The organism is Aliivibrio friggae (assembly GCF_057368515.1).
This window is the reverse complement of record NZ_CM170649.1, coordinates 1,168,982-1,183,888: the sequence shown is the minus strand read 5'-3', so window position 1 is coordinate 1,183,888 and position 14,907 is coordinate 1,168,982. Positions and strand designations below refer to the sequence as shown.

Genomic DNA, 14,907 nt, shown 5'->3' with positions numbered 1-14,907 from the left:
TAGTAGAAATTATCCTTAAAATCTACACTAAATCAGCCTGTTATAATAAAGTGTCCTAAAATTAATACTCTTAGCTACTATATGAATATAAAGTGAAAACACAATAAGAAAAATATCAAATTATGTTTTCACTTATAAATTATCTTTTCTTAATCGCTGATAAATCCGCCAGTTTGGTGGGCCCAAAGTTGAGCGTAAATCCCTCCTAATTGAACAAGCTCTTGGTGTGTACCTTGTTCAACCACTTTGCCTTGATCCATCACTAATAATCTATCCATTGCGGCAATGGTTGATAAACGGTGTGCAATAGCTATTACTGTTTTACCTTCCATTAATTCATCTAAGCTGTCTTGTATTGCGGCTTCTACTTCAGAATCAAGTGCTGAGGTTGCCTCATCTAAGATCAATAGCGGTGCATCTTTGAGGAGTACTCGTGATATAGCAATACGTTGACGCTGGCCACCAGAAAGTTTAACCCCTCGCTCACCAACTTGTGCATCGTAGCCTTTACTGCCATATGAGTCTGTTAAGGTTTCAATAAACTCATGAGCTTGGGCTTGCTTGGTTGCTGCAAACAGTTCGTCATCACTTGCATCAGGTCTACCATATTTGATGTTATCTCTGATAGAGCGATGAAGTAGGGAAGTATCCTGACTAACCATACCTATTTGACTACGTAATGAATCTTGAGTTACATCCCGTAGATCGTGACCATCAATAGAAATAGAACCTGATTCAATGTCATGAAAACGGAGTAACAGATTAACTAATGTGGATTTACCCGCACCAGAGCGACCAACTAAGCCAATTTTTTCGCCTGGTTTGATCTCGAGGGTTAAATCGTTAATGACGCCTTTATTTTCGCCATAATGAAAATTAACGTTATCAAATTTAATACTGCCCTGAGTAACCTTTAGTTCTGTCGCATTCGGTTTATCGTTAATGGTGATAGGTTTTGCGAGGGTATTCATCCCATCAGTTACAGTACCTAGATTTTCAAACAACGAACTGATTTCCCACATGATCCAGTGAGACATACCATTAACACGTAAAGCTAGACTAATCGCGATAGCAATGGCACCTACAGAAAGAACATTATCAATCCACAGCATGATAGATACCGCAGCGATAGAAAAAACAAGAAGATAGTTGATAATTTCAACAGAGATATTAATCCCAGTAGCTAAACGCATCTGTTTATGTACAGTACCAAGAAACTCTTTCATACCTTCTTCGGCGTACTCTGTTTCACGTTTACTGTGACTAAATAGTTTCACTGTATTAATGTTTGTATAGCTATCAACAATACGGCCTGTCATGGTCGAACGAGCATCGGCTTGTTTTTCAGAAATCGCTTTTAATTTTGGAACAAAGTAGAACTGGATAGCAATATAGGCCGCTAGCCAGATCAGCATTGGTGCCATTAAACGCCAGTCTGCTTGACCAACCATAACGATCATTGAGGTGAAATAAACGGAGATATACACCAATACATCAAGTAATTTCATTACCGTTTCACGAACAGACAGAGAGGTTTGCATTACCTTTGTCGCAATACGTCCGGCGAAATCATCGGAATAAAATGACACACTCTGTTTTAAAAGGTATCGATGGGCCTGCCAGCGAATAGCCATTGGGTAATTTCCCAATAACGTTTGGTGGGTAATAAGAGAGTGTATAAGGATTAAAATAGGAACCCCAACCACCACAAGTAGACCTAGCCACATTAAAGTGTGCCCTTCTTGAGCTAGAAATGTCTCTCTATCATGTGTTGATAACCAATCAACCAATTGCCCCATAAAACCAAATAAAGAGACTTCAATTACCGCAATAATGGCACTTAGAGAAGACATAGCAATAAGAGGGATCTCATAACCTCTTGTATAATGACGACAAAATGCATACAAGCCTTTAGGCGGCTGTTTTGGTTCTTGCTTTGGAAAAGCGGTAGTAAGCCGTTCAAAGAAGTTAAACATACATAAAACCTTTAAATTAGAAAATAGACGGTATGTCTACATATGATTAACATAACTCAAAATAGAACTTTATGTAATTGATTTTATAAGTTAATAGATAAGTTTTCTAAAATAATTAGTATCATGAGACACACTAGAGGTATCATAAAAAAAGATTGTACTAATAAAGAGTAATATGATGAAAAAAATACCAACTAATATTATTACCGGCTTCCTTGGTGTCGGTAAAACCACCACAATATTACAGCTGTTAAAAAACAAACCAGAAGAAGAGTCTTGGGCTGTTTTAGTCAATGAATTTGGTGAAGTTGGTATTGATGGTGCTTTCTTAACGGAAAGTGGTGCAATGGTGAAAGAGGTGCCTGGCGGTTGTATGTGTTGTACTGCGGGTTTACCAATGTCGGTTGGAATTAATGCGCTTTTAAGACAAAAACCAGACCGCTTGATTATTGAACCAACGGGCTTAGGTCATCCTAAAAAAATATTGGCAATTTTACAGTCAGAAAACTATAAGAATTACATTGATTTAAAAGCAACACTTGGCCTTGTTGATCCTCGAAATCTCTCTGATGAGAAGTATACGAGTAATCAAAACTTTAATGACCAACTGAATATTTCTGATGTCGTTGTCGGGACTAAAATGGACATGACGACAGACTATGATGAATGTTTATTTCATTCTTGGGCTAAATCGTTACCACATCAACCAAAATCAACCACCATTAACCATGGTGAATTGCCTCTACAGTGGTTAGATGAAGAGCGAACGACTGAGTTAGTTATTGAAGAGCACCATCACCATCATGCTGAACAAGATATTGTGGAAATGGTATTAGAACCGGGCCAAAAATTCTGCCGTAAAGAAAATAAAGGACAGGGTTATGTCAGCTGTGGCTGGTTCTTTGGAGCCGAGTCGGTATTTGATTTTGATGAACTATTTTCAATGCTTTCAGCACTGACTGCTGAGCGTGTTAAAGCGGTGATGAACACGAACAAAGGTTTTTATGCATTCAATGTTGCTAATGGTGTTGTTTCTGTCAATTTACTTAGTATCGATGGCATGGAATCAAAATTAGAAGTGATTGATACTCAGCTGTTACCTTGGGATCAGTTGGAAGGTGTGTTATTAAGTTTACTTATTGAAGAGTAATAGGTTCAGTAATAAGAATAAAAAAAGAGAGGTTAACTTATTGGTTAACCTCTCTTTTTATATATATGTTTAAAAAGAATTAACGTTTGTTTTTCAAGTAACGCTTACGACGTTCTTCTTTTTTCTTAATTTGTTGTTCAACTTTAAGCGCTGCTGCAATTTCAACGGCTTCAAGTTCAGCAGGGATCATGTCTGGAAGTTCCAGAGTCAATTGACCTAATGTGCCAGAACGAAGTTCATGAAGCAGAATTTCAGACGCTTTATAGATATTAATTCGTCCGCCAGCTTGCAAGCAACCACGACTACGACCAATCGCTTCCATTAACTCTAAATCGTTATCTGGTAAGTCATCTAAGTTATAACGCTCTTTTAAACGCTCTGGGTACTGTTTTGCTAAATATTCAACAGTATAGAAAGCCACTTCATCGTAATCCATTGCTGTATCTTTAACTGCACCAGTGGCAGCAAGACGGAAACCACTGTGTGGATTTTCAACTTTAGGCCATAAAATACCAGGAGTATCAGAAAGAACGACCCCGTTTTGTAAGTTAATACGTTGCTGACGACGAGTTACGGCAGGTTGGTTACCGGTTACTGCAATCATACGTCCGGCTAAGGTATTAATGATAGTTGATTTACCTACGTTCGGAATACCCATAATCATGGTACGAACGTTTTTTCCCATCGCTTCACGGTGAGGAACCAGCTTACGACATCTTTCCATGATTTTATGGATTTCATCAGGGTTACTGGTTGTCACTGCCATTGCTGTAACGCCTTGCTCTTTCTCAAGGTGTTCAATCCAAAGTTGAGTCACTTCAGGATCTGCTAAATCACGCTTGTTCAAAACTTTAATACAAGGCTTATCTTGGCGTAGAGAGGCGATCATCGGATTCTCACTACTGAAAGGGATACGAGCATCAAGTACTTCGATGATCACATCCATTTTAGGGATCACTTCTGCGATCTCTTTTTGTGCTTTATGCATGTGACCAGGGAACCATTGGATGGACATAGCGTGAATCCTTTAAAAAATCAAAAACGCTATTTTAGCGGCAAAGTCACAAGAGTAAAGGGAAGTTATAGAGCTCTATGACTTTGTTAGGGTATCGCTATGGTGATTTCTTATAAACCGCCGTGAAAGTAACCAATATTATTTAATCCATATGTAACTACTGATGATGACAGTTCACACCGTTAAACAAGCTGAAATCGCTTCTACATCGGAAGAGCAGCATATAGTAAGTGCGGATATAGGAAAAATATTGAAGCAATTCATGAGTATCTCGTGAAGGAACAACTCAAGCTCGCGATACTGATTTAGCCAGTAACAAACTTGAATAGGTTGTTTCGAAGCTGGATCAAACCCAGCTAAATTCAAAACTTGGTAATTGGTAACACGAATAAAAAGGAGGCTTTAAGTCACCTTTTTTATTAACTGAATTAATGAATTTCTGATACTTATTTACTTTGTAAATGATAATTTAAGAAAAATAAAAAAACATGGGGAATAGATCTCACGAATAAACTTTTGTTAACTCATTCTCACAAATGTTACATGTATTAATTTAATATGAACAGAACTTAACGTTACCATGTCATTAAATTGACTATTTACTCTATAGTGAGTTTGTTCTGGTATTAACATTTTGACAGTTTGATTTGATGAGTTTATTGATAAGTATGTTTATTTCTCGATTTAGCTACAATTTATTTAATAAGTTACTGGTGTTATTTACCAGTTTATTCTTTTCTACTTCTGTACTTTCGGCAGACTTAGCGATTGAAGTAAAGGTGAATGACCCTGTATACCAAAATAATGAAATTGTTGCCTATCAGATAACAATTACCAACTCATCTCTAAATACAATTAATGATATTACTGTCTCGGCAGATTTTCTGTCTACAATGTCAGGGTCTGAACCCGCTTTTCAATCGACGGAAATTTCAGGCTCTGCTACTTGGTTCTCTAATAAAGGGGATTTTAGTTCGTCGGGTGACCTTATGGTTAGCAATGCCAAATTACAACAGGGTGGTGTGTTAACTTACACTGTTTTAGCAAGAGTTTCAGATACCGCTATTACTGATATTTCCATTCAAGCAAATGTAACTTCATCATCCGAAAATATTGATTCAAATACACAAATAATCACACCCGCACCTTATGAATATACATTGACTCTTTCTGTCGATAAAAGCCAATACGCATTAAATGATCTATTAACTTATACATTAAAAGCCGAAAATACAGGCAGTTATAAAGTACAGCACCTAGCCATTAACCAATTGTTTTCCTCTTTAGCGGTTGAATCTATTGATGGCAATTTAGTTTCTCCATTTTCATCGGCTTCTATCACAGCAAAAAAAAGTGGAGCAGACAGTGAAACTGGTACTTTTGCTTCACAAGGAGATCTTGCTGTTAGTGATGCTACTCTTGATGTTAGTGGAAGCATAACCTACACAATCAAAGCTGCTGTTATTGGTACTTTGGTCGGTGACATTGTCACTTCTGCTGACTCAGTAACCAAAGAAGGGAACCTAAGTAGTAACCAACTCACAACGCCACCAATTATTGGTGAGTTGACCATTACAAATCATGAATTTGAAAATACAACGCCTTATTTGGTTAATGGCGAAATGAAAGTTCATCTTAGTGTTGAAAATACCGGCGGTGGTATTGTTCATAACTATCATGTTCAACATAATATTGCCGCATTGTTATCAACTTTAGGTAACGATTTAAATGAGCTTAATTTTGATCAGGCTGACGTACAAGGAAACCCATATAATTCTTGGGTATCTAAAGTAAATACTATTGGTAGCAATTCAGTATCGGCTCTTAATAACAGTGGTGAATTAACAGATACAGCATTTGATGATGTGGTTTCTGTATATCCTGGTGAGACAATTGATTATTTGATTTCAGCAACAATCACACCTGTAACTATCGGTGAAATTAAGAATTTAACCGCAAAAGCCTTAAAATCTGATGGGTCTTTAGCTAGCTCGGTGAGCCAAATTACGACTCCGATTAATGCTGAAAAAGTGCTACAAACTGCCGACCCAGAAATTAAAATCACTAAATCGACATCACAAAGTCAGTATACCCCAGGCGGTGAGGTGGTTTATGACATTACGGTTGAAAATACGTCAAGTAAGTACTTTGCTAACAATTTGATTGTTGTCGATAAATTATCATGTATTAAAACAGAGCAAGCGGGTGGTGCAGGCTCGGCAAGTGCTTTTAAATCATGGAAGTTAGAAGTTACTGATGGCAGTGATAATCAAGGAACAGATGCGGGTAAATTTACAGCGTCAGGCACGGGTGATGTAGTTGTTTCACCCGATGTCGCTCCCGGTAAAAAGGTTATCTATAAACTGACAGCTACGGTCAATGACACTAGCGTTGGGATTATTATTGATAATGATCCAAGCTGTACCGATGATGTCATAGAAGATGGTACTGGGGTTGAAATGCCTGATGACAGTTTATCGGTAACAAAAGATGTCGATTCTTATTATTATTCATCAGGTCAATTGCTTACTTATACTATAAAAGTAACAAATAACGGCGATGGTTTTGCCGATCAAGTTTCTGTTGTTGATGATTTAACGGCAATTATGGTGACTGATATTTATGGCAACTCTGTTCCCGCTTATTCTTATTGGACAGTTACAGCAAGCGCGGAGCATATTGATGGAACCCCTGCAAACTCAACAGATACAGGGCTCTCTGGATCTATTGTTTATCCCGATGTTTTAGATGTAAAAGCGACAATTGAACCAAAAACAACAATAACTTACACCATAAGTGCAAGAACAATTGCAACAGCAAATAGTACGATAACAAATGAGGTGATTGTTGATGGTAAAGCAATCGCAGATAGAGGATCTGTACCAAGAGATTTCAATGTTTCTATAAATAAATCGGTAAAAATTGATGGTGCAGCAACCTTTAGTGGAGAGCAAACGTCATATTCAAAGCCGGCAACAATAGTTACGTATCAACTTGTATTAAAAAATGAAAAATCAAATGGTTATGCTACTAATGTAAATATTGTAGATCCTATTTCGAGTGTTCAAGCGGATATATTAGAACCGGATAATACTCAAATTCCAGTATTTACTACTTGGACAATTGCAACGGAAAAAGAAGTAATTGATGCTTCTGGTTTGTCATCACAAGAAGAAGCAGAGCTTTTGGCTGCTACTGATGTAGGTATCGTCGAGAATAATAAAGACTTAAATACAACAGCACAAATCCCGCCGAATGTACGCATTATTTATACGATTACAGCACAGATTGACCGTACTGATGATAATAAAATTGTTTGGGGAAAGTTTAATAATATTGCCACAGTTTCTACACCAGATAATGGAAAGTCGAATAGTGATAATGCATGGGTTCATCCTAAAGACCCGGATGTATTGGTAACTAAAACAACGCCTAATGATGTGTTTAAAGTTGGAGAAACTGTCGAGTTCAATATTTATGTTTTCAATAAAGGAGCAGGTTATGCCAATGACGTAGATGTCAGTGATGATATTATTGGCATGGACGTATTTGAACCAGGTTGGACAATTCAAGCAAGTACAGAAGGACACCCTAAGAGTGGCAGTTATGCTGATATAAAGTCAACGTGGCCAGATGGTGGAAATATTCAATCTAAAGTTGATATTGATCCAAAAGAATCATCTGGTGATTATAATGGCATGGGCTATGTTGTTTATAAAGTCACTGGCACGGTTAAATCCGATTATGTGAAAGATGAAATATCAAATACGGTAGAAATCCATGATCCTGCTACAGGTACGGATCATTCATCAACGGCAGAAATAGGTAAAGGGGCCGTAACAGAAAAATTTAATATATCGATCTTAAAAACTTCAGATAAAGTGAAAGTAGTTCCTGGTGAAGATATTACCTATAGCATATCATTATTGAACAACAGTACGACGATAACGGCAAAAAGGCTGACTGTTGCCGATTTAATGACTCAAATAAAATCGGTATTAGCAAACGATAAAGATGATCATTTTGAAAATGATGTAAACCAGTCTCCCTTTGACTATTGGCAAATAAAACTTGATGGTGAGGCCTCTTTTGGCCCTCAAAATACGGATGATTTTATTTATCCAGCAATAGGGTCATCTGATGTATTAGAGCTTGCACCACAAGAAGTAAAAACCTTTCAAATTAAGGCTAGGGTTAAAGATAATTACGTTGGTACGGTAATGTCAGGCTCATTAACGAATTTACTGCCTAATGATGCTTATGTTTATCGTGATTTTGGAGAAGTGACAGAACAATCTCATATTTCACATCATGAAAATGAAATTACTTGGAATGGTGCTGATACCATTAGACAGGTGTTGGTTAATGGTTCTCCTAATCAGTATTACAGCCCTGGTGATGAATTAACTTATACCATCAAAGTGCTTTCTAAAACGGGTTACTTAAATAACCATAAAGTATCTGAGGATATTTTAGGTTTGAACGTTCTACTTATGGACGGTACTTCAGAAAACCCATTCACAAACGTATTCTCTGTTGATGTAATTAAAGATGATGCTAATGGTGGTCGTGGTACTACGGATGGTACCCTCGACGGAACGGTTGAAAATAATAAAAATATTAATACCACAATAGATGTAGCCGGTGGTGATTATGTTTTATATACCGTAAAAGGTATTGTTCGTGATGATGCCGTAGGTGATATTGATATTGGTGGTATAACGATTCGACCAAATGAGTTTCATTTAACCTTCTCTAAAGAAGTTGATGAGATTAACTATAAACCGGGAGAACCTCTAACTTACCATTTGCTTATTACTAATGACGGAAAAGGTAATGCTTACGATATTCCTGTACTTGATGAAATATCAAAAGTTCAGGTTGAGCTTGTCGATGGTAATTTAGGCTCTGCATTTATGTCTGGTTGGACAATAAACCCAGTTGTCACTGGTGGTTCTGCTGGAGGTAATGCCCAAGTAGGTACGGTAACAGATGGAAAAGACATTAATACAAGAGCATCTATCCCAGCAGGTGCGACCATTGATTATGTCGTGACTACAACCGTAAACCCTAAAGCCGTTGGGGATATTATTAACATATTATCAGTTAATGGTGACCGAGTGAGTGCCATATCTAAGCCTGATGCTCAAAAATTTGATTATTCAAAAGCCATTTTAGCTTATTACGATACTGATGGTGTTACTAAGTTGAGCTCTGGTTTAGCTGGCTATAAACCGGGGGGATTTGTTGAATATCAAATTGAAATTATTAATGACAATGAAGTGCATTTAGATAATGTTGCGATTACTGACAGAATTCAATCAGTAACAACAGATTGTTATTACCCCAATACAGGTAGTGTACAGACATGTCCTGCTTTTGATCGTTGGGAAATCATAACGGAAACGGATAGAAGTCCAATATCTAATCCGGGAATCGTTAAAGATAACGAGAATATTGACACAACCTTTGATCTAGCTGCAAAAAGTGCCACTCCATTAGGCTCGTTTGTTAGGTATAAAATAAAAGCTCATATAGTAGAGAAGGCTGTTGGCGAGTTTAAAAATGAAGCGCTCATCGCGGGCCGGTTTCATGTGAGTTCTGATCGTTCCGTTATGCTACCTTCGGTCATTAAGAAAACACATAAAGCCTATTCAGATAGCAGCTTTAGTGCTGTTAAAACGACTTATAATCACCAAGTTGATGATCAGAAAGTTTATTATCACTTACGTTTAGAGAATAATGGTGATGGTACTGAGTATGGCAAATCGTTGGTTGAGAAGTTCTCAGAATTAAAAGTGAGATTAGCACAAACGGCTTTAGGCCAAGGTGATAACGAGAAAGGTATCGTATATCAACCAAACGGTTGGAGTGTTACAGCGACAACTTCAGGCGAATCGATGACTTCTATTGGTTCCTATGTTGGTGGTGTTAATGCAGATATTGATTTGGCTTATGTGTCTATTGCACCTAATGGATGGATCGACTTCGTAATGGAATCACAAATCCGTGACGATAGCTTAGATGCCATTCAAATTAAGCCTTTATATAATGGCAGTGGTTTTTCAAAATCACATATTAATTCAGACCCTAGTGGACTGGAAGTTACTAAAAAGATCATATCAATTGCAGGCAATTCTTATAGTAGCGGTGACACTTATAAGCCGGGTGACAGTGTAGAATATCAATTTGTTGTAAAAAACATTCAACCTGTTTGGCGTGATAATACGATCATTCAAGATTTACTTTCTGAATTAAAAGTAGAAGTTATTGGTGGGGCGATAGAGCCTGCATTAATCAACACCAATATTACGGATGTAGTAACAACAGGTTTGGATGCTGATATTGATACAAAGCCTTTAGATTACGATCCTAAAGATGATCTTGATATTAAAGCGTCAGATGGCTTAGATATTGCTCCAATGGAAGAGATTACTTTTACCATTACTGGTGATATTCGTGAAGATGCTGTGGGGGTTGTTGACGCCAATACGGCAATAGGTGGTAATAACACAGTTACAACAGATCCTATTCCACCAGTAGCACCTTTATTAGTATTTGAAAAAACAGTGATTAACACAACATCAGACAGTAATACGTGTTCATTTCCGTCAACGACTGGCAGTGGGTGTCAATACAACCCAAGCGGACAAGTGACTTATGAAGTCATGGTGCGAAATGACGGTGAAGGTACTGCTAATGATATCGTAATAAAAGATTTAGTTAGCGCTTTAAAAACTTCAGATGGTATCGATGCATTTACATCAAGTAATGTGCATCTTATTGAGCAGCCAGATCCTTCTCGATTTTCTATATCTGGACAATATGATGGTTCATCGGATTTAAACGCAACGTTTGATTTAATGTCTGGGGATAGCTTGAAGTTTGAGATATCAGGAACGGTGTCAAATAATGCTACAGGGTCAATAGTAAATACCGCTCAGATAGATGGTGTAAATTCTAATGATGTAACATTGGCAGCGGGCACGGCTAAGATAGTTGCCATGAAAGCCTCTGATATCAGCACTTACTCACCAGGGCAGCCAATTAAATACACTATTCGAGTATTAAATAAATCTGATACCAACACTGAAGTTACGGTTGTTGATTCTATCTCTACATTTATGGTTGAAACAGCAGACGGCTCTATGCAACCAGCTTTAGGGTCATGGTCAATCACTTCACGTGTAATTTCTGATGGTGATCATGATTCATCTCCGAGTTATACCGATATCAGTAGCTTACCAACAAGTGGAGACATTAATTCTGTTATAAAAATGGCAGCAAGAAATACTGATTCAACCATGACAGAAGTTGAGATTGTTATTGATGGTGTGATCAGAAAAGATGCGATTGGCCAGTTTACAAACACGGTAACTGTCAACGGAGCAAAGTATCAAGTTGATGTCGGCTATATTGTTCCAGAAAAGGGGGAGTTATCCGTAACAAAAACTGCATCTAAAATTCCGGCTACTTATGTTCCTGGGGAGACAATTGGGTTTGATGTTCAAGTTGAGAATACAGGTGGTGGCTATGTAACTAATGCCAATATTAGCGATCTAAGTAAATCAATAAAAACTGATTTTGCAGGCCAAGCCAGAGAAGGACGCGCATTTGAACAGTGGGACATTACTGATGTATCAGTTATTGGAGCGGAACCGTCATTATCACAAATGGTAGCAGGCAGTGAAGTTACAGGGACTGATGGCTATGAGGTTAATTACAATATCGCACCATCACATATCATCAATCTGCATCTAGAAGGAAAAGTAAACGATGATGCAATGGGGGATATTACTAATATTGTTAATGTTACAGATGTTGAAAACAAAATAAAAAGAGCAGAAGCTACTTATACACCGGAAAAAGCATCATTAACGGTAACGAAAGTAGTAGATAAACCAATCTATGAAGCTGGTGATACATTAACGTATACCATTAAAGTGACAAATACGACTGCAGCATGGGCCAAAGATGTCCAGATTAGTGATTTTGTATCTACAATTGAAAGCCCAACAATCGATGGAAATACATTAACTGCATTTGATCCCGCTTCTATTAGTATTTCTGGAAGTTCATTAACCGGGCATACGGTTATCCCAACGATTACTTCCGGTGACATTAATGGAATGATTGAGATTGCGCCAAACGATGAGTTGGAAATTAACATTAGCGGTAAGCTACTACCAATGATTCACGGTGAAGTTAAAAATACAGTTACCGTTGAACTGGATGGTGTTACTCAAACCGCAGAAGCGATTAGCCTTCCTATTATTCCAGTCGTTACTTTACTAAAAGAAGCGCCGGTTGAGACCTATGTTCCAGGTGAAACATCAGATTTTGTTATTACCGTGACCAATGGCACCAATGGCTTTGCCGACGACATTAAATTAGACGACATCATTTCAGCTTTAACTGTAGAAACGATAGATGGCATACAAGAGCAAGCATTCAGCCATTGGGTTCTAGATGTTGAAGCGAATGATTCTGATACCGTTATAACACGAACCAGTTCGACGATTAATGAAGATATTCAGGTCAATATTGATCTCGCTCCGCTTGATACCGTGACATTTACAGTTAGCGGAGAGGTGAATGTAAAAGCCACTGGTGTTATAAAAAATACCGCCACAATGGAATTTAATGGCATAACAGTAACGGATGATGCCGAATTAAAACCTGCAGCACAAAATGTCTCTTTTATTAAAACAGTAAAAGATGGGTCTCAAGAGGCGAAATACATTGCAGGAGAAGAAGCAGAATTTCATATTACTTTAGTAAATAATGCAGCTAGCTTTGCTCAAAATATACAGATCACCGACATCATTAGTGACCTACAAGTAACGACAATCTTAGGTGCAACTGAAGATGCGTTTAGTTCATGGGATATTAACTATGACATACAAAATGATAAATACAGCACAACAACAATTGATCCACTGCCGCTAGGGAAAGATATCGATGTTACTGTTGATTTAGCACCAAATGCGACAATTGATTTTATTGTTAAAGGCATTGTAAATTCCAATGCTCTGGGCGACATCTCGAATACAGCAAGTATGGATGATGGCGCAGCAACGATAGACTCAACTGCCGTGTTAAAGCCAGAAGAAGTGGTTTTAATGGTGAAAAAAATCGCAGATAAAGCAGAATACACAAATGATGACGACGAAATTACCTTTACACTAGGTGTTACGAATCGAGGCTCAGCAGATGTATCCGGAGTACGCTTAGTTGATGAAATTTCAGCGCTTCAAGGGGCTAATGGTAACCCACTATTTACTGAGTGGACGGCAAAAGTTATTGAGTTTCCGGGGTCAGCAGTTATCGAAACCCAAGATTCGATAGATCTTAACTCAACACAGACTCTAAAAGCTTATGAAGGTAATGCTTTTGAAATTATCGTTGTCGGTAAAATAGGTAAAGGACTTGATGATGATATTACTAACACTTTTACGGTGACCACACCAAGTGGAATAACAGCAGAAGACAGCGTCACAATACACGTTAAGAAGTTTGCAGATAATGAAGGTGAACTTCAAGTAACTAAAAGAGCACTTAAAGACAGCGCTCAAGTAGGTGATGTTATTGAGTATGAAGTGATTATTGAAAATCACAATGAAGCCGAATTTAAAGGCGTTAAACTAGAAGATAGATACCCATCAGGTTTTCAATACCTTGAAGGTTCGACTGAAATTACTAACAGTGGTCCAGATGGCGAATTTGATACATTTGATGATGTATTTACCAACCAAGACCCAAGCATCACCAGCGTTTTAACATTCAATATTGGCGATATGTTGGCGTATGGTTCAAGCGGTTCAACAATTCAAGAGAAAGTTCGTGTTCGATACTTATTGCGAGTCACGGTAGGTGCCACATTTGGCAGTTATGTGAATACGGCTTATGCCATGACACCGGCAGAAGGAATGACAAGCGGACCATTAGAAATTAAATCAAACATGAGTAGCGCAACGGTTGAAATAACCCCTGATAAGCTATTTGATACCGCTTCAATTATCGGGAAAGTGTTTGAAGATCATAATGGTGATGGTTACCAAGCAGAAGCCACTGCATTTGATATTACGATCACTGCTGATATTCCGTCATCCGTTTATGTCGTGAATTCAACGACTTTAGAAATTCAAGGCCAAGAAGAGGCGCTTACTGAAAAAGAAGTAGCACCAATAAATAAAAGTATTGTTATTGACCATTTATTTGGGCTTTCTAGAAACAGAACCTTACCTGAAGGCAATAAAGCGGTACTTCAATTTGCAACCACCACTCGAGATAAGTTTGATTTTACGGTAACGACTGAAGATGGCACTCATATACTGTTCAAAAAAGATGATTCAGTGATCACAAGCCATACCGATGAGCGTCAAGAGGGCCTAACCGGAGAAAATCTGAACATCACTCGAAATCTCTATAAAGATGGCTCTTATTATTTATGGGAAATTATCATAGAGAATATGGGGTTATATGAAGATGGTATTCCTGGCGTTAGGCTACTTACGGTTGAAGGTATTATTATTGAAACGGATCAATATGGTCGCTATCACGTGCCAGATCAGTGGGTATTGGATAAAAAAGGCAAACAATTCCTTGTAAAGGTTGATAGTGATTCATTGCCAACAGGCATGACCGTTATCAGTGAAAACCCAAAGGTGTTACGTATAACACCGCACGCACTGACAAAATTTAATTTCAGTATTCAAAGCAAAGATGAAAAATAACTCAATATAAAAATAAGAATAGAAGTTATT

General features: G+C 37.8%; 4 protein-coding genes. 2 read left to right on the top strand and 2 right to left on the bottom strand.

What is annotated here, in order from left to right:
• Positions 1-149: 149 nt before the first annotated feature.
• The gene (locus AC2INI_RS18825) at positions 150-1,976 is read right to left on the bottom strand and encodes an ABC transporter ATP-binding protein (protein ID WP_122033569.1); all 1,827 of its coding nucleotides are present in this window, start codon (positions 1,974-1,976) and stop codon (positions 150-152) included.
• A gap of 175 nt (positions 1,977-2,151) precedes the next feature.
• Between AC2INI_RS18825 and AC2INI_RS18820 the strand changes: the two genes are divergently transcribed.
• Positions 2,152-3,126, top strand: a complete 975-nt coding sequence (locus AC2INI_RS18820) for a CobW family GTP-binding protein (RefSeq protein WP_486306006.1) — start codon at positions 2,152-2,154, stop codon at positions 3,124-3,126.
• A gap of 79 nt (positions 3,127-3,205) precedes the next feature.
• Here the strand turns inward: AC2INI_RS18820 and ylqF are convergent, their stop codons facing one another.
• Positions 3,206-4,141: a ribosome biogenesis GTPase YlqF gene (gene ylqF, locus AC2INI_RS18815; protein ID WP_122033571.1), complete on the bottom strand. Its 936-nt coding sequence runs from the start codon at positions 4,139-4,141 to the stop codon at positions 3,206-3,208.
• 668 nt (positions 4,142-4,809) lie between these two features.
• On the opposite strand from ylqF, the gene AC2INI_RS18810 reads away from it, so the two are divergent.
• Positions 4,810-14,877, top strand: a complete 10,068-nt coding sequence (locus AC2INI_RS18810) for a DUF11 domain-containing protein (protein WP_486306005.1) — start codon at positions 4,810-4,812, stop codon at positions 14,875-14,877.
• Positions 14,878-14,907: the final 30 nt, after the last annotated feature.